This window comes from Armatimonas sp. (assembly GCF_043757465.1).
Classification (GTDB): Bacteria; Armatimonadota; Armatimonadia; order Armatimonadales; family Armatimonadaceae; genus Armatimonas.
In genome coordinates this window covers 1-19,199 of the sequence record NZ_JAYVPL010000105.1, presented here as the reverse complement: position 1 = coordinate 19,199, position 19,199 = coordinate 1, and the positions used below count along the sequence as shown (strand labels likewise).

Below are 19,199 nucleotides of genomic sequence, written 5' to 3'. Positions count from 1 at the left end.
TGCTCAGACGAAGTCTTTGTTTGTTGAGTTTTTAAATAGTTCGACGTTTTTGTTTGAAAAAGTGAAGTGGTATACAGGGTGTTTACAACTCAATTAGGAATGCTATATCCAGCGACGCCAGGGGGAGCAGAGAAAGCTCGGCATAACGGGCGGCGGCGGGTACTTGGCCCAGAAGCTCCCCCACCGATGCCGCAGGATGTAGCGCTCCCTCGGCCCCGCGCACCATCCCAATCGTGCCGCCCATTCCGATGACAACAATCCGGGGAAGTGTCATCATCCCGTGATCCGGTAGAGGTGCACATCGTTGGGAGCAAACGTGTCGCTCCCCGAGACCGTGCGCCCCTCGCCCAGCACCTCGATCTTGCCGCACGGGTCTAGCTCAGCCGTCACGGTGGTATCGCCTGTCGCGGCGGCAAAGATATAGTTCGCGCCTTGGTGCTCCACCACGAGCATCTCAACGCCGTTTTGGGTGCGACGCTTCCCGCGCGGGCTGTTGATGACTGCGGCCAGCTCGCGAATTTGTTTATTGGTCGCTGTGACCGAGGCAAGCATCTCGGGATCGTCGAGAAGCGCGTGCTCGTTGAACTTGGGCTGGAACTGGTGCACAAAGTAGATCAGGCCGCGTGAGCCGTGAATAATCGCCCGCCACGTCTCGTTGCGCACTTGTCTCGGGGTGGCCTTGGTCTTGCCGTCAATGCGCGTGCACTCCAGGCAGTTCCAAATGCGCGTCTTGCCACCCGTCCAGCCCACCAGCCGGTCTACGCCTTTCGCCACCAGCCCGAGCGGCAGGTTATTGGCGGCGGGGTAGACATCAAAGGAGACAATATCGCCGCCCTGCACGTACGTCTCGTAGTCCGAGAGCTTCGCGCCCGCCCCGCGCCCCTTCCAGTCATCGTTGGCGACACCCTGCCCCAAGTTCAGCAAAATCGGCCTCGTCGGGTCGGTGGCGCGGAGCTTCTGGTAGTCGGCGACAATCTTTGCGGGCGGCACACACGGCCCCCAGCCCTTCTTACCCGTCACCGGGTCGGTGACGGCCTGCGCGTTATCGGGCTCGTCGCCGTGCATCCAAGCCGCAATAATCGGATCGTCCTTGTGCGTCAACCCCACCGCATTCTGCTCACAGATCACCCGCATCTTGGCGGCTTTGAGCGCCGTGAGCTGCTTCTCGGTCGGCCCCTGCCAGAGCGCGACATAGAGATTGATCCCCGCCGCCCCATAGCGCGACGCGTTCTCTGGTGACTGAAGCCACACCCCGATGGGAAAGTAATCGGGAGCTGTCGGAAGCCCGTTCTTCCAGGTTTGTTTCATGACTTCATTCTACCCAACACACTCTCTGGCAGTGTATACTTTGCGAGATATGCATACTCTGGTAACCGGGGCGGGTGGTTTCTTAGGGCGGCTCTTGATCGAGACGCTGCTGGCACAGACCGAGGCGACCGTCACGGCACTCGATGTGGTGCCGATGCACTTTGAAAGCGAGCGGGTGACGGCGTTTGCAGGCGATCTTTCTGATGGGAATTGGCTGGCGGCGACCCTCGCGCAGGTCGCGCCGATTGAGCAAGCCTACCATCTGGCGGCAGTGGTCTCGGGCTCGGCGGAGGCGGACTTCGATCTGGGCTACCGTGCCAACCTGGAGGGAACCCGCACCGTGCTCGAAGCGCTGCGCCGCCAGAGTGGGAGTGGCGGGCCGATAGCGCGCCTGGTCTTCACCTCAAGTGTCGCCGTCTTTGGCGGAAATCTCCCCGAAGTTGTCACCGATGCGACCGTGGCCGCTCCCCAGGGTTCCTACGGTGTCCAGAAGCTCATGAGCGAGTACCTCATCGGCGACTACACCCGCAAGGGATTCTTAGATGGGCGCGCCGTGCGCCTCCCCACGGTGAGTGTCCGCCCCGGCAAGCCCAACGCGGCGCTCTCCAGCTTCGCCAGTGGGATTATCCGCGAGCCGCTCCAGGGGCAGATTTCAGAGCTTCCCGTGCCCCGAGACACCGCCGTGTGGCTGTTCTCCCCCTCTGCCGCCGTTGCCGCGCTGCGACACACGCTCACGATTGAGCACGAGCGCTTTCACGGAGGCGTCTACGGCCCCGGCCTTAACTTACCGGGCCTGTGCGTGCGTGTCTCCGAGATGCTGGAGTCGCTTCTCGAAGTGGGCGGCCCGGAGGCGCTGGCACAGGTGAAAGATGCTCCCGACCCCCGAGTCCTTAAACTTGTCATCACCTGGCCGACAAAGTTCGCCCCCGAACGAGCGCTTGCTTTAGGCTACTGCGCCGACCAGAACTTCACTGAGATCGTGCGTGCTTTTGCTAGGCGTTTAGAGCCACAAAATGTACCCGTCAGGTGAGTGAGAACCCTGCCCTCGAGCCACGGAAATTTCAATGCCCAACCCCCTATTTGTCGTCGCCGATCCCGTAGCCAACCGAGATGAACTCATCGAGCTTAACGTTGAATACTTGTCATGGGTGTTCGCTGAGATCGAGCAGCTCTTCGCGGTAACGTCAGACAACATCGTCGGAATGACAGCGAGCGAATATGTCCCCACTGTCATCGCCAAAGTCTGCGGCGATCCACCTCCCAAAGGCATCTTCTACATCGTAAAGATAGATGGCAGCGTGGCGGGAATGGGCGGACTTCGATTCCTTCGCACTGGTGTTGCGGAGATCAAGCGCATCTACTTCCGGCCAGCGTTTCGCGGAATGAAGCTGGGTGAACTGATGCTCAATCGCCTGCTCGCAGATGCAGGGGCTTTCGGTTATCAGAGAGTTTGCCTTGACACAGCCCTCTTTATGAAGTCCGCTCACCGACTCTACGAGACCAATGGTTTTTCGGACTGCGCCGCATATGAAGGAGTGGAAGTGCCACCTGAGTTCCACAGTCGTTGGCGCTTCATGGAGCGCACACTCTGCCAGTGAGGCCTAGCCTCTCGCTCAAACGGAGGGCTCGTTCCTCCGGCACTAGGCATCCAGTTTGACGAGGGTCGGCTTTGCTCCCAGCACAACCACAAATGCGTCACATTCGGTGGGGAGCTTGGCGGTGGGCTGGTGCTTACCTTCGATGCGGAGCCAGGCGACGGAGGCGTGCTCGGCCTATTTGACCAAGAATCACGGGTGGAGATCAAAGGCAGCTAGGATACGGCGTAGATTAACCGATGGTGTTCGGTTCATTTGAAGTCGCTGGACAGTTGCACGACCTATCGGAGTGATTCCCTCGACGGAGAATCCCTCCTGACTCCATCGGAAGTGCTCTACCCAGCTATCCTAGCGGGGATGAAACAGTGGGACAAGCAAGCCTGATTCAGGGTCAGGTGCCTCGGTGGCAGCCGCTTTGTGATCGTTGCAGGAGGGACAAGCCCAGGCAAGGTTGAGAAGGTGATCGCTTCCTTGTGCCACACGCGGAAGGATATGGTCTACCTCAAAAGTAGCGGAGGAGTAGTCGGCAGGCAAGCCGCAGTACTCACAACGCCCTCTCGCTCTTGCGGCAACGGCGGCGCGAAGTGCTTCATTCACCCCAATACCTCCAAGGGGCGAACCCCGAAGCGCCCCATGCAGACATGAAGCGTTAGCCCCAGGCGCTTTGCAAGCTCCGCCACGGCCTCCATGCGCCGAACATGGTGGGAATCCAGGTGCTCCAGCAGACGTAAAAGCTCATCGCGTTCCGGTTCGGAGAGCGGCGTCGCACGCTGCTTTGCGGTCAGCTCCTGGTAGGCACTGCGCAGATGCTGCGCGGGTTCCTGTCGCGCGATACGCTCCAGCTCCGCGTCACTGGGGGGATTCGGTGCGGTGGCGAAGTGCGCCGCAACAACCCGCTGAAGAACTTCTCCCACGGGTATTCCTGTGCGTGCGGCTTCAGAGAGGAGTAGCTGTTCTGCTTCCTGAGAAACGGTCAGAGTCATGCCGCTATTTTACCGCCTGGTAGCTTCTCCGGTGCCCCATCGCGCCGGGAAGGTTTGAATATCTTGGCTACCTGTGGCATAATGCGAAGGGATGAAGATGCCCACAAGAAACTCAGCAGCCGCTTGCGGCATAACACCCCAAAATCGTCATTATGACCGCTGCGGCATAACACTCCCCACGAGGGAGCAAACACCGCTGCGGCAGAAACACTAGTTGGGCGTCGCTACCCACCGTATGAACGTGCTCAATCAGAACGGAGTGGATCTCCTCGAACTTTGGGAGCGCGAAAAAACCTCCGTGCGAGCTGAAGTCATTGCTGCGAACATAAGCCTTTCGTTTACGGGTCAGGTGGTGAGGCACTCAACGATCGAACTTGTTCTTACCCGCGGCTACGATGAGATGTCCATATCTCTGTTCTGCGGTAGTTACGAAGTCTTCGAACCATCCATTGGGAAGGGTGCATCCGCGCGCTACCGCCGTGTTGTCCAGATCACTACTGACGGGGGTGGACAATGTACCCTGTACGAGCTGTGTGAACCTCCACCGGTTAGCTTGGAGACCCCAAGCCACGCCCAACCCGTCGATGCACCGGACCCTTTGCCGGCGGGCTTGCGCCCACCGGCAAAGGGCCGGTGATCTCTAGCGTCGTTAGATATTTCCCAGGCTTACGGTGCGGGTTCGCGCTCCCAGCTCGATAACGAATGCCCCACGTTCGATAGGCAGTTTAGCCGTTGGTTGGTGCTTGCCTTCAATCCGTAGTCGGGCAACGGGGGCGTTTGTGGTTTTGGCGGGGAAGGTGAGCGTGACTTGGCCGGTCTTGGTGTCCAGCGCGACGCGCTCGAACTGCCCGGCATCGAGGACGAGCCAGAGCGCAAGTGGGGCGATAAAGATGCGCTGACGGAGACTGTCTTGCGGCACGACGGTGACGAGATTGCTCTTTTGGGTGAGAGCGCCGCCAAACGCCTGCCAGCCGAGTTCGGAGTCATTGACGATATAGGTTCCCGTGTTGAGGGCGTGGCCCAGAAAGCCGGGGCCGTAGTCGCCGGAGTAGTAGTCCCAGCGGAGCGTGTCCGGGTTGGAGTGGAACGCCGCCGACGCGAACCCGCCCTCGTCAATGTTGCTCAGCGGAGCCATCATGCCCGCGTAGCCCACTCGGAGCAAATAAGTATCGTCGGGGTGGGAGCGGAACTCGGTGAGCACGGGAAGCGCGTTCATGCCGGAGCCGTAGTGGTGGAGCTGGCGCTCGATACGGGACAGCTTGCCGCCGTAAAGAAAATCCCAGTAGCGCCGCGCGTTGCCGTTGTAGCCCCAGTGCGGGATCGGCTGCATGTAGCCCAGAATCGAGTTGATCGAGACGGTGGCTTTATCGTCGTAGCCGAAGTGCTTGGTCCAGGCGTAGACCTCTTCCTGGCCCGTCGAGTCCCAGGCCATCTCCGAGCCAAACGGATAGGCTTCTTTGCGCCACTTCTCGGCCCGCTTCTTGACCAGCGCTTCCAGCTCGCTGGCCTGCGCGGTCCAGCCCTCGGCTTGTAGGTCTTTGAGGAGGCGTAGAAAAACCGTCCCCTCCATCAGCCCCAGCTCGGCGTAGCCCACGCGCCCCGAAAAGAGAAATTTTGTGGTCTGGAACGCCTGCTCCAAGTACCACTTCCAGTCGTGGTGCTTGGTCATGCCCGGTGTGTTGCGTGCGACTCGGTAGAGGCTCCAGTAGGCCGCAACCACGTGCGGGTAGTTGAAGCCCCGCCCGATATCCTCGGTGGCCTTCTTGCTCCAGCTGGTCCACGAGCCCCAGTTGATGTCTTTTCGGTACGGAAAGTCGGGGAGCGCCTTGGGGTCGTAGAAGAACAGCGACTTTTTCACGCCGTACTTATTGGGGCCACTGGAATACTGCAAGCCGCCCCACAAGACCCCATCCACAAAGCGCTCGAATTGTGCGACTTGCGCCGTATCGGGCTGCAAGAACAGCTTCATCGCTGCCGCCAGCCAGGAGCCGGAGCCGCCTTCATCGCCGAGGCCCGCGATCCAGGCGCGGCTGTCCTGCTCGACGATCTGATTCAGCTCCCTATCGTAGCTCATCACCGACGGGCTGCGGCCAAACGGGTCATTCGGCTTCTCGTACCACTGCTTGGTGAAGAGAAAGTTGCCGAGGCTAGCCACGGTCTGTGCGGCGGGCTTGGTGAGCCAGTAGTGGACGGTCTGAGTGAGGCCATCGGCGTAGGTCAGTGTCAGACGCGCCCGTCCCCAACCCGTGGCTTTCACGGCGTAGGCCGCCCAGCCCGCCGGTGTCTTCCCGGCGGGCTTGAGTTCCAGCGCGCCCGCAGGCTCCACCAACAGACTCTTCACGGGCTTGTCGTAGTTCAGGATCAGCTTGGCATCGGAGTTTTGCGGCACGATATACCCGGGGACGCCAATCGCCACAGGGCGCCCCGCCGCCGCAATCGCCTTCTCCAGCCCTCGTATGCTCTCGGAGAGCACGAAGCGCAGGCCGTAGGTTCTTGACTCACCAGGCGCAAGCGTCGCCTTGGTTGGGACATTCCAGGGCGTGGCTTTGCCCCACTCTTTCTCGGCGTAGGCGGCGCTATGGGCGAGCCAGGCATACGCGCCCTCGAAGGTTTGGCTCGGGCCGATGGGCTCACGGATTGGCTGGTAGGCTTCAAAGGGTGTGTTGCCCTCGGGGAGCACCGCGAGAGCGGGGCCAGCGCCGGAGAGCCGCGTCACCCGCAGATAGCCTGCTCCTTGGCCGATATACGGGTCAAAGAACACACACTTCTCATGGGATTGCGGCAGATCCCGGTCCGAGATGATGTTATTGAAGATTACCGGAAAGCCGACCGCCAGCAGCTCGACGGGCACCGTCCCGTTGTTGCTCACCGTAGCCCGCAACACAAGCTGGCCTTTGTCACTCAGCCAATCCGTCTTCGTCGCCACTTGCCCGCTGGCGCGTACTAACAGATCACCTAAATGATGAAAGCCCTCCCCGAGGCGCGTGAGCAGCCGGTCTGTTGGCAGAAAATCAAAGCCCGTCGCATCCGCCACTAAGCCCAGCGGCTTGTTCTCGCTCTTGGAAAGCGTGAGCGTCAGCCCCCCTGCGCTCACTTTCGTCACGCCGCCCTCGCGTAGCTTCGCCAGGGTCAGCGGCGCGACGGCTTTGAAGCGCTCTTGGTCTTTTCCAAACGCCGCCTGCACTTCCGCCTCGCTCAGGGCCGCGTCATGGAGCCGAAGCAGTGCAATCCCCACCGGCCCAGACATCGCCGAGCCGTTGTACTCATTTTTGAAAGCAGGGCTCCCGTTGGCGGCGTTCTGGACGGCGAGGCGAATCGGGAAATTAGCGGGCGTTGCCAGCCGCACATCCATGCTGGCCTTCTCCGCCCCGTTGTCGTAGAGGCGTGCGGTCTTGCCATCGTAGGTGTAAACAAGATGATGCCACTGCCCGGCGCGTGGCGTGCCGTGCCAGCCCATGTCCGCAGCCCAGTGGGTCGCGCCACCGTAGGCCCCATTGTTGCCCCAGTTCAGCGCCATGTTGGTCGCCACCGGCCCACCACGCCGCCCCCAGCCGATCAGCGTCTCCTCATCGCCGCGCACCGATTCCTTGAACGCCCAGACTTCTATCGTCCGGGGGTGCGCCCCGCACAGCTCCGCGGGCGCTTTGGCCAGCTCGTAGGTGTCGGCTTTACCATCGAAAAACACCGCATGCTGACCGCCTAATTGGCGAAGTGCCGGGCTACCGACTCGCGTAAAACCACCCCAGAGCGCACCACCAGCATCCGGCGCGAGCGCATCGAGTTCAAAGAGTTGCATGGGTCACAGGATAGCACTAGACGACGGCTTCGGCCATACGTGAAACGCATCGGGGTGAATTGGAGCGACGTCACAGGTAAACTCTCTGCATGCAAACCTATTTAGACGAGCTGACTGCCTGGCGTAAGGCTCAGGAGGCCGAGCTCACCAAAGAGGGCGGCTGGTTGAGTGTGGTGGGGCTTTTCTGGCTCAATGAGGGCGACAACCCGCTGCCGCCCGCGCTTCGAGCACTCGGGAAACTGGTGCGCACAGGGGAGAGTGTCCGGCTCTACACGCCTGAGGGCGAGCGGCGCTTACTCAGGCCCAATAGCACCGAGAAGCTCACCAAGGGCTCGGTGACCGGGCAGATTCTTCAGCGCGGCAAGCGCCTGGGCATCCGGGTCTACGATAGCGAGAGCCCGGCGCGCAAGAACTTCACGGGCCAGCACTGGTTCGCCCCCGAGGAAGCCTACCGGATCACGGCGACGTTTCATCCCTACCCGCAGGGCAAGACTCTCGCCATCACCAACGTTCTGGGCGACACGCAACCCGTCCCCTGCCCCGGTTACGTGACTTTTCCGCTCGATGGCAAGCTCTGTCGGCTAGAAGCGCAGGGCACACCAAGCGGGCTTTTCTTCAACTTCCACGATCTCACCAGCGGCAAGACCACCTATCCCGCCGGGCGCTTTTTAGACACGGAGAAGCCCGCAAATGGGAGAGTAGTCTTAGACTTCAACCGTGCCGTCAGCCCCCCCTGCGCCTTCACGGAGTTCGCCACCTGCCCGCTTCCTCCGCGCGCCAACTACCTCCCTATCGCACTTTCCGTTGGCGAGAAAAAGACACATTAGCTAAAAACAACACGCCGGTAAATCTGCGCGAGCGGCACCTCCACGGTAGCTCCCGCCAGAGCAATCTTCAGTGTGTCGTCCTGCGAGCGGAAGTCCCCGACAATTGCCCACAGCCCGACGGCGAGCTTCTCGAAGTGCGTCACGGCCACACGGCTCTGGTCAATCAAAATATAGTGGCGGAGCGAGGCGATTTGCTGGTACTCGCGGAACTTGTCAGTGCGGTCATCAGACTCCGTACTCGGGCTGAGAACCTCGACAATCACACAGGGGTTCTGGAGCGCATCACGCAGATCTACTTTCCACTCGCCGCAGACCACACACAGATCGGGGAAGTAGTAGAGTCCGGGCGGCACAAAGACCTTCTGGTCGCTCCCTAAAACATCGCAGTTGGTCTCTAAAATATCCAGCGAGTTGCGTAGCGCCACCGCCATATTCATGGCAACTACGTTATGCTCCGGGCTTGCTCCCGCCACTTCCACCACCTCCCCACAGATATAGTTTGACTTGTGTTTCGAGTGCTCCAGAAGCACCATCCATTCGTCCACGCTCATCCGCCCGATCACCCGCTCGGCAGGGAAGCGCTGGTAGGTCTTTCGTTCTCGTGTCAGGGTTGGCATACGACTGTTCTCCTCTCTGCTAGGATAGCACAATTTTGGTACAATCGCCGCACACCCAGCCCCCCTGACCCCCGCCGGGCGGGGGATGGGGGGCAATTTTGGTACAATCGCCGCATGGACAACTACTTTCCACCGCCGGATAGTGCCGGTGGCTGGCGAACTCTGAAGGATGTGAAGGCGCTCCGGCAACGCGCGGGCGTGGACAAGACGCGGCTGGAGCAGGCGTGGGAGCAGTGCCAGCGCTGTAGCGCCAACTCGGGGCTGGTGATCGTCCGACGCGGCTGGCTGGTCTCCGAGAACTACGCCGGGCGAGCGAGCCGCACCTGCAACCCGGACATGGCCTCGACGGGTAAGTGCTTCACGAGTATTGCGTGCGGCGTGATGCTCAAGGAGTTTAAGAGTAAGATTCTGCAGGGGCTGGACACCAAAGTCTTCACCCCGGAGCTTCTCCCCGAGGCGTTCCCGCTGGACGACCCGCGCAAGGCTGAGATCACGCTCGGGCAGCTTTTGTGCATGTCGGCAGGTTATCATGGCGAGGGCAGTAGTCCGGGATTCGCCGACGGCAAGATAGTGCCCCTCACGCCGGTGCCGGGTCAGGACATTCGGAACTTGGATCAGTCGTCTCTACGCACGCCGCTCTGGTGCGATCCGGGCAAGGGCTACTCGTACTCGTCGCCCGCCCCGCATATTGCGTCAATGGTCTTGCGCCGTATCACGGGAATGGACTTGCGGGACTACATTGACACGCGTCTCGCCAAGCCGCAGGGCTGGGGGGCGTGGGACTACTGCCTCCAGCGTGGCGATTTTCTCATGCCGCACGCCAACGGTGCGGGCAGCACCGCGCTCCACGCCACGGATGCCGTGCGCTTTGCCTACTGCCTGGCACGTGGTGGACGCTGGGGGAATAAGCAAATCGTCCCGCCGGAGTATTTAGCCCTCTGCAACAAGATGCTGCCCTACAACCCCCACTCCCCGTTCAGCTTGCAGTTCGAGCACAACGCCGACGGCCACGTCGCAGGTGCACCAAGAGATGCCTTCTGGAAATCCGGGGCGGGTGGCTTTTGTCTCTACGTCGTGCCCTCGCTGGACTTGGTGCTCTACAAAATGGGCGGCGGAAACTTCCAGTACGACCCGAGCTACACCAAGATCCCCCAGCCCCCGCAAGACACCAGCCGCGACACCTGGAAACCAACTCCCCGCTCACTCTTCCACGACGGCTCCCTCGGCGGCGACGACGGCCTGCGCCGTGTCCTAGAGATGGTCTGCGCCGCAATTGTGGACTAAGATGCTTCACTCCGATAAAATGCGCCTATGACTGTTGCCGAATTAGAAAAACGCGTTGTTTCTCTGGAGCATACCCTTGAAGCACTTCGTCAGAAAGTGGATAAAGAGGAGCCTGCTCGCCCCTGGTGGGAGCAAGTACGCGGCACGTTTAAAGACGATCCGATTTACGACGAAGCGATGCGTCTGGGGCGTGCCTGGCGAGATGCCGCCGACAAAGAGCCAACACAATCCTGATGTATCTGCTCGACACGGACTGCCAGAGTCTGCTGGATCGTGACACGCCCGAAGCGCGACGGATGACCGAACGGCTACTTCTTATCCGCCCCGATGACGTTGCCGTAACCATCGTAACCTATGAAGAGCAGATGCGGGGTTGGCTAGCTTGGATCGCACAGGCCAAAACGATGGAGCTACAGGTCACAGGGTATCAGCGGCTCCGTCAGCACCACGTCTCAGAAAAGCAGGAGTGCGCATTGGCACTATGGACTTGAAGATCGCCTCCATCGCCCTTTCAAACCAGGCCACCCTGCTCACCCGCAACCTCCGTGACTACAGCAAAGTCCCCGGTCTCCGCTGTGAGGACTGGACTCTCGAAGATGACGCAGTATAGGCATGGCCTGCGCCGCGATTGTGGACTGAAAGCGAGTGAAATTGAAAATTTCCCGAAACCAAGGCGCGGTACAATAGCATCTGGTGAGTGATAATCAGCTAGAAGTGCTCCAGGAGCAGATCAGTGCGGGCGCACGTCTCCGAGGAGTGGCGGATCGTATCCACACCGAGATTCTTGCCAGCCAGACCGGAGAAGAGGCGCTCCAGCAGTTCGCGGAGGCGGCACGACAGCTTATCGGGGCGCGCTACTGCGCCATTGGGGTGGCTCGGGCGGGCGGGGAGAGCCTAGAGGAGTTTCTGACCGCCGGGCTGACCCCCAGCGAGTTAGAAGCCATCGGGGCTAAGCCACGCGGCGCGGGTATTTTAGGGCTCCTTCTCCAGCGCGAGACCCCCCTCCGACTGGAAAAATTAAGCCAGCACACAAGTTCCGCTGGGATTCCTGCACACCATCCCCCTATGGAGAGCTTCCTCGGAGTTCCTATACGCTACGATCAGACGGTTTTGGGGAGCATCTACCTCACCGAAAAACCCGGTGGGTTCACGGAAGAAGATGAGCGGACGATACAGGCGCTCTCGATGCACCTGGCCGTGGCAATCCGCAACTGGCAGCTCCTGAAGCGCCAGCGGGCACTGGTGGCGGGTCTTATTGCTGCGCAGGAGGAAGAGCGCCGCGCGGTGGCCTACGATCTGCATGATGGCTTGACACAGTACGTCATGGCGGCCCACATGCACCTAGCCGCCTTCCAGCGTGTCTATGGCAAGGACGACGAGGACCTGACTCTGGGGCTCAAGTACCTCAAGGATGCGGTTGTCGAGTCTCGGCGGCTCGTCAATGGCCTACGCTCACTGGCACTCGATGACATGGGCCTGGCAGGGGCGCTGGCACAGCTCGTTCAGGAAGAGAAAGTGCGTGCCGGGTGGGTGGAGGCGGATTTCCTGCACAATGTGGAGGGGGAGCGCTTCAGCCCCTCCCTCGTGACGGCGGTCTATCGGGTGGCTCAGGAGGCACTGACCAATGCTCGCAAGCACGCGGTGGCGCAGCAAGTTCAAGTCACGCTCCTGCAAGAAGGTGCGAACCTACTGCTTTTAACTATCACCGATGACGGGTGTGGATTCGATCCAGGGCGTACTCACGCCGATGAGAAACATATCGGGCTGCACGGAATGGCGGAGCGGGTTCGCCTGCTCGAAGGGACACTCCTCATTGAAAGTGCTCCTGGCAAAGGGACCCAGCTCTCAGCAAGTTTTCCCGTTTCGTACCATGAGGAAGAAAAACAAAGATGAGTACCAGGTATAGCGTCGTTTTAGTGGATGACCACACCATCGTCCGTGGTGGAGTCAAGGCCATGTTACGCGGCACCGAGTTTGATGTGGTTGGAGAAGCGTCTTCGGGTAACGAAGGCGTGACGGTGGCACAGGAAACAAAACCGCACCTCGTGCTGCTAGACATCCGTATGGCCGGTGGCGATGGCTTCAGCGCCCTCGTGGCCATTAAGACAGCGCTTCCCAAGACAGCGGTGCTCATGCTCTCCACCTACGACAACCCAACTTACATGGCGCGCGCCGTGGCGGGCGGTGCAGCGGGTTACCTGCTCAAGGGAATAGACCACGACGCACTTTTGGAGGCCATGCGTGCCGTCTTGCGTGGTGAGCAACTACTCACCACACAGGATCTGATTCGCTCTCTTAAAGTTGTAGGGGACTCCGCACAGGCCGCTGATCTCATCGAGCCACTCACCCGACGCGAGGAAGAAGTTCTCAAGTTAGTGGCCACTGGGCTCACCAACCGAGAGATTGGGGGAGTGCTCTTCATCAGCGAGGGAACTGTCAAGACTCACGTCGAGCACGTCATCGGCAAGCTGGGCGTCTCAGACCGGGTACAGGCCGCTGTCTGGGCCGCCCGCCAGGGCCTAGTCAACGAAACCGACCTCCCCAAGCTCTCTACGTACCACTAATACGCCGATTAGCAGACGGCAAACAGACAGCTAGAGCCTAAAATGGCTCCATGAGTCGGAGTGTGAATGGGCGTTACCTGAGCTGCGATGGCGCGGGGTGTACTGCCTCGGTGCCAGTTCCGGTGCGCCTGGAGGGTGTCCGTCCCACGAATATCACTCCCTCCCGCTGGCTTTTTGTTCAGGAGAGCGGTGCCTGGAAGCACTACTGCCCCGACTGTGCCAACAAGATTGTTGCCAGCCGTCGAATCCGTCATTTAGCAGATTCCCAGAGCCCTAGCTTAGTCTAGAATCAGAGTATCAGATAACTTTCTGGAGGCTTATTATGAAACTAGAACCACTCTTTCGAATCGCTTACACCAAAGTCCTCGTCCCTGTGGACTGTACCCCCCTCTCGCAGCAAGTCGTGCTGGAGGCTGCCCGCCTGATGGTTCCGATGACCGGGGCACAGATGACCCTGCTGGCCACCGTCCCCCCGACGGAGGGCACGAGTCCGGAGCTGGACACCCTGCGTCAGGCACGCTGGAGGCATGCCGAACAGGCACTGGACTCGGCACGTAAGTTCCTACGCGACTACGGCTATTACGTCCGCACCCGCATCCAGGTCGCCCCGGATGTAGCCCGTGCGCTCCACGCGGAGGTCAAGGAAAACCACTACGATCTGGCGGTGATCGGGAGCCACCTCGGGCACCGTGACGAACCCTGCGAGCCCTCTGAGGCGGATAAGTTATTGGAAGGCTTTCCAGTTCCCCTCGTGGTCGTCAATAGCCGGAGTAAGTAGCACAAAAGCCGAACCAAGTAGCACAAACGAAGGGCTTGACGTTATACTGGGCTGTCACTCCAAAGGAGAACAGCCCTATGTATTCTGATCAAGAACAGCCTCCTCCCACGCAGCCCCCCGCCTACATGCCGCCCACGCAGCGTGTTAAGTTCGAGTTCATCAGCGAAGCGTTTCAACTCCTCCAGAAGCAGCTAGGCACCTGGGTCGCGACCGCGTTAATCGCCGTGACCGCCATCGGGCTCACCCTGGCTCCTTTCTATGGAATGCTGGTCGCCTTACTACTTCGGCGCGGCGAGGGCATGAATCCGGGAGCCCTGATCAGCTCACTCTTGATCGCCGTACTGGGGATGATCCTGCTCTCCGGGTTGATCAGCGGAGGGCTTCAGTCCATGGCGCTCAAGCAGCTCCGTGGGCAGACCCTTCGGGTCAGCGATCTTTTCGGCACTTTCTCACGCCTCGGGCCCGTTCTTGCCTTGATGTCATTCATCGGTCTAGTCAGTGGTCTCGTATCCGGCATTCTAAACACGTTGCTGACGCAGATACTGGGCGATTTTTCCCGCCTGGTCTCGTCACTTCCGGGCGCTATTCTTCAGGCACTCTTCTGCCTGGCCTTGCCTCTCGTTCTGGATCAGAAGCTTGGGCCGATAGCGGCCATGAACGAGAGTGTGCGCCTGATCAAGTCCGAGCTCTGGATCGCCGTTGCCTTTGTGCTCGTCACCACTATGATCAGCTTCGCGGGTTTCTTTGCCTGCGGCCTGGGCGTTCTGTTCACCATGCCACTTCACGCCATCTGTATCGCGCTTCTGTACCGGAGCTTTTTCCCGGAGCGCTTTAACCAGACCGAAACACAGGAGGGCTCGTAGCCCATGCCTCCCTCCCATCACCTGAATATTGGTCTGGTCATGAATGCCTGGGCGCTCTACCGTGCCCACCCCTGGCGCTGGCTAGGGGCATCGCTGCTGGCCTGTAGTACGCAGCTCGCCCTCTGGTTACTTCTGGTGCGGCTCATCCGAGTCCCAGAGGAGGGCTGGCAACGCTTCCTCCTCGCTGTTGCGGTGTGGGCAGTTCTTCGAGGAGTGAACCGTTTCTTCCAGACAGGGCTCTGCCGCATGACACTGGATCAGCTTAACGGCGAGCAAGTCCGTCTACGGCGGCTCTTTGCGCCCTCAGCGGGACTCTGGACCACCCTACTGACCTCGATGGTGGTGGGAGGGCTGGTTCAGCTCGGGTACAGAACGACGGCGCTTCTGGGGTTTATCCTCGAAGGACTCCTCTTATTGGTCTGCCCCATTCTGGCGGACAGGAAGCTCACTCTGATGGAGACGCTACGGCTGAGTATCAAGACTCTCCAGCCCGAGCTCATCTACGCCGCACTCTTTGTCTGGACCTTGAATTTTTTGGACGGACTATCGGGTGGGGCTTTCTGGCCGCTGAGTCTGCTGATGATGCTCCTGACCTACCCGTTTATGCCACAAGTTCAAGCGCTACTCTACCGCAGCTATTTTTCTTACCGGAGCTTCGAGTACCGGGGGTAAACGTCAGGCACTCACGGCAAGCTGGGTGAGCAGCTCAGAGAGCGTGCTGGCAAGAAAGCGGACGCTCACAGCGGCGACACTGTAGTCCATTCGGGTCGGGCCGATTACTCCGATACTGCCGCGCTCCCGTGTTCCTACAAAGTAGGGTGAGCTCACCACGGCAAAGCAGGCCAGCTCAGGACGCCCTAGCTCCTCCCCGATCCGCACTGCTAGCTCCAACTCCGCCTCATGGTGCAGCAGCTCCAGCAGGGCGGCGCGCTCCTGAAGGATCACAAAGAGCTGACTGAGGCGCTCCACATCACGGAACTCCGGCTGCGCCAGCACACTGCGGGTGCCCTCCACAAAGACGGGCGTGTTCTCCGTAATGCTCTGCATGACCTGCACGAGCTCGCGCACCAGGCGCTGCCAGAGCCGTGCCTTCCCCGCTAGCTCCACGGGGGGAAGCTCACTTTCCTGAGCAATGCGACGTAGCTCTGAGAGAGGTTTATCTCTCAGCCGAGCATTTAGAGCGCTTGTCAGAGTCAGCGCCTCGGTCGCACTCAAAGCCACATCGGGGAGCAAGCGGTGCTCCGTACGCCCAGTGGAAAAAAGCAGCATCAGCAGGGCTTTGTCCGTGGCTGTCGGAGAAAGAAAAACCTGCCGCAAGCGCGTGTCATCCGGCGCTTCAGGCGAAGTCACAACCGCGGGGAGCTGGGTGAGCTGATTGAGCAACTGACAGGTCTTGCGCAAGATCGCATCGAACTCGCTCTCAACCGAGAGAAGTGTCTGCTGAATGCGCTGCGCCTCGGGACGCCCCAAAGGAGTCAGTGGCATTAGGCGGTTGACATAGAAGCGGTAGCCTCGATCAGAAGGTACGCGCCCCGCCGACGTGTGCGGCTGGCGCAGAAAACCACGTTCGCTCAGCTCCGCTAGCTCGTTGCGTACGGTAGCGGACTTCACCCCCAGGGCATACCGCTCCACAAGAATTTGTGAGCCAACCGGCTCCGCCGTCAAGACATAGTCCTGCACCACGGCACTTAAAATACGCTGCTTGCGCAGATCTAGGTCCATTGCCTAGGTATTTTATCTATCCGAGTCCCTGCTGTCAAGGAGGAAGGGAAGCAATGAAAACCAATCGTAAACCACCCGGCTCTCTCGGTGGCTCTGATCTGCGTGGAGCCGTTGATGCGCTCTTGCTTGCTGGTGGCTGGTATCCAACGACAGATGCCGACCGAATCGCCCAGCTTGCCACTCTACGCACTCAGCTACTAGCCCAGGTGCACAGTGCCCTAGGAAGCCACAAGCGCACTGGCACCCCACTAAAGACCCCCACGACACCAGAGCGGCTTGCCAAACGCCTACAAGCCAAAGGGCTACCCGTCACTCTCGCTTCTGAGCTTCAACAGCCACAGTAGCACAGCACCCGAAAGGTAACGAAACTAAATGTCTGACTTCACCTATCCCGGCACACAGACCGGGCTGATCTGCCCCGCCCCGATCAAGGCACTCTACGTTCTGGAGCCGGGCCGCGAACCGCTCCTGCTGGCCGATGGCCGACTGAACCCCGCGGAGGAGTGCCAGCGAGCGGATGAGGCGCTACGGCCTATGATGACCTGCCAGGGGCATCTGGCGGCTCTGGAAGTGCTGATCTCGGAGGCACGGAGCAACGAGGAAGCCTACGACCATAAGAAGCGGCCCGAGTTAGCGGGGCACTGGCAAGAGCATGGTGAGAGGCTAGCCTCTTGCTACGGCCAGGTTCGGAGTCTCTGGATCTCTGAAGAGTACGAGAAGCTCGCTACACCACGGGCTGAAGCCCGCCCCGATCTGGCGCACCGTGACGGGCCGCTCGGTGATCCGTCTCCCAGTGACGAGCTGGCGGAGCTGCTGCCCTTGCTGGAGAACCTTCAGCACGTTGAGACACTCAGGGCGGTGCTCGGTGTGTGCAAGGAAGCGTATCAGCGAGTAGGCAAGGCGCTAGATAAGAAGGGAGACACAAGAAGGCGCTGTGCCTGTGTGAGTCTCGCGTCGCAGATCGGCTTCTTGCTCAAAGGGGAAATGGACATCTAATGTATCTAGGTTTGGATTTGGCGGCGAAGAAAGCGAACTGGGCCTTGTGGTCTGAGGGGAAGCTCGTCGAGGAGGGAGAGGTCACTACGGTGGCCTTTCCCAAGCTCTTGGAGCGGCTGAAGCCGGTTGCGTGTGCAATGGAGTGGACAGGGCGGCTGGCGATTCAGTGGGCGCTGATGGTCGAGGAGCACGGAACCGAGGCGTTTATCATTCACACGAACCAGAGAGCGGCGATGTGTCGGCTCGCCGGTCAGTCACACAAAGACGATAGAGCAGACGCGCAGGGGATCGCTCGGTATCTTTTTCTCTGGCACGATGAGTACCGAAGAGCGTCGCTAGGGCTGATAAGTTCGCTCTTTGTGCCGTGGCCAAGTATCGCACAAGCATGGGAACTGCGCGGCCTGGTCGCTGATTCAGAAACGCTCAAGAAGCTGAGAGTATCGGCAAAGCTAAGAGTAGGAGCGGCGGAACGGGCCGGACAGACCGACCGGAAGAAGCCCTGGGAAGATGCCGCAAAGAGCACGGGGCCAGAAGATGCCTTCGCGCTCGCGGTGAGCTTCGCACAGGCACAGTTCCCGGCAGAATGGGAGTTATTGCTCGGTGTGCCTCATGTCGGGGAATCGCTGGCAGTGCGGCTTCTGGCTGTGCTCTTACCCATCTCACGCTTTGAAGAGGAGGTAGAAGGCCAGGATAAAACTATCGAGAATGTGAGGAAGTATCTAAGATGGTCCCCTCGTCGAGAGCAGACAGGCACGACCACAAACCGAACAGTCAGAGCAAAGCTGCCCTCTCATCCCGTAGTGGGCAGTCTATACCTAGCTGGAATGGTCGCGGCCTCATATCCCGACCTGTCAAAGTTCGGGCGGCAGATCACGGCCCGGAAAGCGCGGGGTATCACTCCTGGTAAGGCAGTCCGTCGAACGGCAGATAGCTTGCTACGGTGCTGTGTGGCGATTCTGAGGAGTGGCGAACCCTACCACGACCCCGACCAAGCAGAGCGGGTTGTGGAGCTCTCACGGGAGCAGAGAAGGCCCGGACACTTGGTAACTCAGGCAGAAGCGGCCCGGCTCATGGGTGTGTCTCGTGAACGGGTTCGGCAGCTCGTGAACGCGGGAACTCTGAGAGCGGAGGAGCACGAAGGAAAGTGGCATCCGATCTTGAAGTACGTGGAGCTCTGGGAGTCAGCGAAGCCCAAGAAGAAGCCACCGGAGGAAGCGGAGCCAGGGGAGTAGTTAATATCTTGAAATCTGACAAGATGTTATGTCGCTGTAACACGGCGAGCGGTACCACCAGCCTCACTCTCTTCTAAGCACTCCACCCCCGTCATTGTCCCCCCGCCAGGCGGGGGCTAGGGGGCTGGCTCACACGGGCAAACTTGCCAGCAAACACAACATATAGTAGTATCTCTCTGAGTGAGTGTCTATATGTTGTGGTTTTGCCCGACCGAGTAAGGCCCCGGCTGTAGTCACTCGCTCAACAGGCCCACACGGTCAGTGGAGCTAGTTTGAGGAGCAAGACTTTGAAAGTCAAACTCAATCCCATGTACGAAGCGGCCAGCGGCAAAGGCGGCGGCGGCGTACAACTTCCCACCAAGTACGGGCAAATCGTTCGCTCGATGGTGATCCCCGCCAACCCAAAGACCGCACGGCAGCAAGCCGTTCGCGCCAACTTCACTACCATCTCCCAAGCCTGGTCGGGCACACTCACCGAGGCCGAGCGTACGGGCTGGCAGACACTAGCGAACGGAACCGAGCTACCCACGCGCTTCTGGCGTGTACCCCTGATTTGGTCCATCGAGTGAGTTAGTCTTCGTTGGTCGTTGTGGGTTTCCCCGGCGGCGAAGCCGCGTCGTTGTTCCTTTCCGTT

General features: G+C 60.1%; 24 protein-coding genes. 17 read left to right on the top strand and 7 right to left on the bottom strand.

The window, feature by feature from the left end; genetic code table 11:
* Positions 1-82: 82 nt before the first annotated feature.
* Positions 83-277, bottom strand: a complete 195-nt coding sequence (locus ACH2ED_RS13855) for an asparaginase domain-containing protein (RefSeq protein WP_395092120.1) — start codon at positions 275-277, stop codon at positions 83-85.
* Positions 274-1,308 (bottom strand): hypothetical protein, encoded by a 1,035-nt coding sequence (locus ACH2ED_RS13850; RefSeq protein ID WP_395092117.1) that lies wholly within the window; start codon positions 1,306-1,308, stop codon positions 274-276. Before ACH2ED_RS13850 ends, ACH2ED_RS13855 begins: the two co-directional genes overlap by 4 nt.
* 49 nt (positions 1,309-1,357) lie before the next feature.
* On the opposite strand from ACH2ED_RS13850, the gene denD reads away from it, so the two are divergent.
* Together denD and ACH2ED_RS13840 are read left to right on the top strand one after the other, a co-directional pair.
* Positions 1,358-2,338, top strand: a complete 981-nt coding sequence (gene denD, locus ACH2ED_RS13845) for a D-erythronate dehydrogenase (protein WP_395092114.1) — start codon at positions 1,358-1,360, stop codon at positions 2,336-2,338.
* Between the two features lie 118 nt (positions 2,339-2,456).
* Positions 2,457-2,906 carry a GNAT family N-acetyltransferase gene (locus ACH2ED_RS13840; RefSeq protein WP_395092111.1) on the top strand — a complete coding sequence of 150 codons (450 nt, stop codon included), beginning with the start codon at positions 2,457-2,459 and terminating at the stop codon, positions 2,904-2,906.
* A gap of 345 nt (positions 2,907-3,251) precedes the next feature.
* Here the strand turns inward: ACH2ED_RS13840 and ACH2ED_RS13835 are convergent, their stop codons facing one another.
* The 3 genes from ACH2ED_RS13835 to ACH2ED_RS13825 all read right to left on the bottom strand — a co-directional run bounded on the left by ACH2ED_RS13835 (position 3,252) and on the right by ACH2ED_RS13825 (position 7,682).
* Positions 3,252-3,500: an HNH endonuclease gene (locus ACH2ED_RS13835; RefSeq protein WP_395092109.1), complete on the bottom strand. Its 249-nt coding sequence runs from the start codon at positions 3,498-3,500 to the stop codon at positions 3,252-3,254.
* Complete coding sequence (locus ACH2ED_RS13830) at positions 3,497-3,886, bottom strand: hypothetical protein (protein WP_395092106.1); 390 nt, start codon at positions 3,884-3,886, stop codon at positions 3,497-3,499. The genes ACH2ED_RS13835 and ACH2ED_RS13830 overlap by 4 nt, the downstream gene beginning before the upstream one ends.
* A gap of 649 nt (positions 3,887-4,535) precedes the next feature.
* Positions 4,536-7,682, bottom strand: coding sequence for a DUF5695 domain-containing protein (locus ACH2ED_RS13825; RefSeq protein WP_395092104.1), 3,147 nt, complete (start codon positions 7,680-7,682; stop codon positions 4,536-4,538).
* Positions 7,683-7,771: 89 nt separating this feature from the next.
* Between ACH2ED_RS13825 and ACH2ED_RS13820 the strand changes: the two genes are divergently transcribed.
* Entirely contained in the window at positions 7,772-8,509 is a 738-nt protein-coding gene (locus ACH2ED_RS13820; RefSeq protein ID WP_395092101.1) for a DUF1684 domain-containing protein, read from the top strand.
* Here ACH2ED_RS13820 and ACH2ED_RS13815 read toward each other — a convergent pair.
* A complete protein-coding gene (locus tag ACH2ED_RS13815; protein ID WP_395092099.1) occupies positions 8,506-9,126 on the bottom strand; it encodes a Uma2 family endonuclease in 621 nt (206 codons plus the stop codon). The two genes, ACH2ED_RS13820 and ACH2ED_RS13815, sit on opposite strands and share 4 nt — an antisense overlap.
* Positions 9,127-9,240: 114 nt before the next feature.
* On the opposite strand from ACH2ED_RS13815, the gene ACH2ED_RS13810 reads away from it, so the two are divergent.
* The 10 genes from ACH2ED_RS13810 to ACH2ED_RS13765 all read left to right on the top strand — a co-directional run bounded on the left by ACH2ED_RS13810 (position 9,241) and on the right by ACH2ED_RS13765 (position 15,287).
* Entirely contained in the window at positions 9,241-10,410 is a 1,170-nt protein-coding gene (locus ACH2ED_RS13810) for a serine hydrolase domain-containing protein (protein ID WP_395092097.1), read from the top strand.
* 27 nt (positions 10,411-10,437) lie between these two features.
* Positions 10,438-10,644 (top strand): hypothetical protein, encoded by a 207-nt coding sequence (locus ACH2ED_RS13805; protein ID WP_395092094.1) that lies wholly within the window; start codon positions 10,438-10,440, stop codon positions 10,642-10,644.
* On the top strand, positions 10,644-10,901 hold the full coding sequence (locus ACH2ED_RS13800; protein WP_395092091.1) for a hypothetical protein: 258 nt from the start codon (positions 10,644-10,646) through the stop codon (positions 10,899-10,901). Before ACH2ED_RS13805 ends, ACH2ED_RS13800 begins: the two co-directional genes overlap by 1 nt.
* A complete protein-coding gene (locus tag ACH2ED_RS13795; RefSeq protein ID WP_395092089.1) occupies positions 10,892-11,020 on the top strand; it encodes a hypothetical protein in 129 nt (42 codons plus the stop codon). The genes ACH2ED_RS13800 and ACH2ED_RS13795 overlap by 10 nt, the downstream gene beginning before the upstream one ends.
* An 83-nt stretch (positions 11,021-11,103) precedes the next feature.
* Entirely contained in the window at positions 11,104-12,303 is a 1,200-nt protein-coding gene (locus ACH2ED_RS13790; RefSeq protein ID WP_395092086.1) for a GAF domain-containing protein, read from the top strand.
* Entirely contained in the window at positions 12,300-12,974 is a 675-nt protein-coding gene (locus ACH2ED_RS13785; RefSeq protein ID WP_395092083.1) for a response regulator, read from the top strand. Before ACH2ED_RS13790 ends, ACH2ED_RS13785 begins: the two co-directional genes overlap by 4 nt.
* A 50-nt stretch (positions 12,975-13,024) precedes the next feature.
* Entirely contained in the window at positions 13,025-13,261 is a 237-nt protein-coding gene (locus ACH2ED_RS13780) for a hypothetical protein (RefSeq protein ID WP_395092080.1), read from the top strand.
* A gap of 35 nt (positions 13,262-13,296) precedes the next feature.
* Complete coding sequence (locus tag ACH2ED_RS13775) at positions 13,297-13,752, top strand: universal stress protein (RefSeq protein ID WP_395092077.1); 456 nt, start codon at positions 13,297-13,299, stop codon at positions 13,750-13,752.
* A 77-nt stretch (positions 13,753-13,829) separates the two neighbouring features.
* Positions 13,830-14,615 (top strand): hypothetical protein, encoded by a 786-nt coding sequence (locus tag ACH2ED_RS13770; RefSeq protein WP_395092074.1) that lies wholly within the window; start codon positions 13,830-13,832, stop codon positions 14,613-14,615.
* Between the two features lie 3 nt (positions 14,616-14,618).
* Positions 14,619-15,287, top strand: coding sequence for a hypothetical protein (locus ACH2ED_RS13765; RefSeq protein WP_395092071.1), 669 nt, complete (start codon positions 14,619-14,621; stop codon positions 15,285-15,287).
* A gap of 3 nt (positions 15,288-15,290) precedes the next feature.
* Here the strand turns inward: ACH2ED_RS13765 and hrcA are convergent, their stop codons facing one another.
* On the bottom strand, positions 15,291-16,337 hold the full coding sequence (gene hrcA, locus ACH2ED_RS13760; RefSeq protein WP_395092068.1) for a heat-inducible transcriptional repressor HrcA: 1,047 nt from the start codon (positions 16,335-16,337) through the stop codon (positions 15,291-15,293).
* A gap of 53 nt (positions 16,338-16,390) precedes the next feature.
* On the opposite strand from hrcA, the gene ACH2ED_RS13755 reads away from it, so the two are divergent.
* The 4 genes from ACH2ED_RS13755 (at position 16,391) to ACH2ED_RS13740 (ending at position 19,134) form a co-directional block, all read left to right on the top strand.
* Positions 16,391-16,681, top strand: a complete 291-nt coding sequence (locus ACH2ED_RS13755; protein ID WP_395092065.1) for a hypothetical protein — start codon at positions 16,391-16,393, stop codon at positions 16,679-16,681.
* A gap of 28 nt (positions 16,682-16,709) precedes the next feature.
* Entirely contained in the window at positions 16,710-17,333 is a 624-nt protein-coding gene (locus ACH2ED_RS13750; protein ID WP_395092063.1) for a hypothetical protein, read from the top strand.
* Positions 17,333-18,565, top strand: coding sequence for a sigma factor-like helix-turn-helix DNA-binding protein (locus tag ACH2ED_RS13745; RefSeq protein ID WP_395092060.1), 1,233 nt, complete (start codon positions 17,333-17,335; stop codon positions 18,563-18,565). Before ACH2ED_RS13750 ends, ACH2ED_RS13745 begins: the two co-directional genes overlap by 1 nt.
* 287 nt (positions 18,566-18,852) lie before the next feature.
* Positions 18,853-19,134: a hypothetical protein gene (locus tag ACH2ED_RS13740; RefSeq protein WP_395092057.1), complete on the top strand. Its 282-nt coding sequence runs from the start codon at positions 18,853-18,855 to the stop codon at positions 19,132-19,134.
* Positions 19,135-19,199: the final 65 nt, after the last annotated feature.

Coding starts and splice junctions, on each gene's coding strand:
- ACH2ED_RS13855 (WP_395092120.1), bottom strand. CDS start 277: ATGATGACACTTCCCCGGATTGTTGTCATCGGAATGGGCGGCACGATT.
- ACH2ED_RS13850 (WP_395092117.1), bottom strand. CDS start 1,308: ATGAAACAAACCTGGAAGAACGGGCTTCCGACAGCTCCCGATTACTTT.
- denD (WP_395092114.1), top strand. CDS start 1,358: ATGCATACTCTGGTAACCGGGGCGGGTGGTTTCTTAGGGCGGCTCTTG.
- ACH2ED_RS13830 (WP_395092106.1), bottom strand. CDS start 3,886: ATGACTCTGACCGTTTCTCAGGAAGCAGAACAGCTACTCCTCTCTGAA.
- ACH2ED_RS13825 (WP_395092104.1), bottom strand. CDS start 7,682: ATGCAACTCTTTGAACTCGATGCGCTCGCGCCGGATGCTGGTGGTGCG.
- ACH2ED_RS13820 (WP_395092101.1), top strand. CDS start 7,772: ATGCAAACCTATTTAGACGAGCTGACTGCCTGGCGTAAGGCTCAGGAG.
- ACH2ED_RS13815 (WP_395092099.1), bottom strand. CDS start 9,126: ATGCCAACCCTGACACGAGAACGAAAGACCTACCAGCGCTTCCCTGCC.
- ACH2ED_RS13810 (WP_395092097.1), top strand. CDS start 9,241: ATGGACAACTACTTTCCACCGCCGGATAGTGCCGGTGGCTGGCGAACT.
- ACH2ED_RS13805 (WP_395092094.1), top strand. CDS start 10,438: ATGACTGTTGCCGAATTAGAAAAACGCGTTGTTTCTCTGGAGCATACC.
- ACH2ED_RS13800 (WP_395092091.1), top strand. CDS start 10,644: ATGTATCTGCTCGACACGGACTGCCAGAGTCTGCTGGATCGTGACACG.
- ACH2ED_RS13795 (WP_395092089.1), top strand. CDS start 10,892: ATGGACTTGAAGATCGCCTCCATCGCCCTTTCAAACCAGGCCACCCTG.
- ACH2ED_RS13785 (WP_395092083.1), top strand. CDS start 12,300: ATGAGTACCAGGTATAGCGTCGTTTTAGTGGATGACCACACCATCGTC.
- ACH2ED_RS13780 (WP_395092080.1), top strand. CDS start 13,025: ATGAGTCGGAGTGTGAATGGGCGTTACCTGAGCTGCGATGGCGCGGGG.
- ACH2ED_RS13775 (WP_395092077.1), top strand. CDS start 13,297: ATGAAACTAGAACCACTCTTTCGAATCGCTTACACCAAAGTCCTCGTC.
- ACH2ED_RS13770 (WP_395092074.1), top strand. CDS start 13,830: ATGTATTCTGATCAAGAACAGCCTCCTCCCACGCAGCCCCCCGCCTAC.
- ACH2ED_RS13765 (WP_395092071.1), top strand. CDS start 14,619: ATGCCTCCCTCCCATCACCTGAATATTGGTCTGGTCATGAATGCCTGG.
- hrcA (WP_395092068.1), bottom strand. CDS start 16,337: ATGGACCTAGATCTGCGCAAGCAGCGTATTTTAAGTGCCGTGGTGCAG.
- ACH2ED_RS13755 (WP_395092065.1), top strand. CDS start 16,391: ATGAAAACCAATCGTAAACCACCCGGCTCTCTCGGTGGCTCTGATCTG.
- ACH2ED_RS13750 (WP_395092063.1), top strand. CDS start 16,710: ATGTCTGACTTCACCTATCCCGGCACACAGACCGGGCTGATCTGCCCC.
- ACH2ED_RS13745 (WP_395092060.1), top strand. CDS start 17,333: ATGTATCTAGGTTTGGATTTGGCGGCGAAGAAAGCGAACTGGGCCTTG.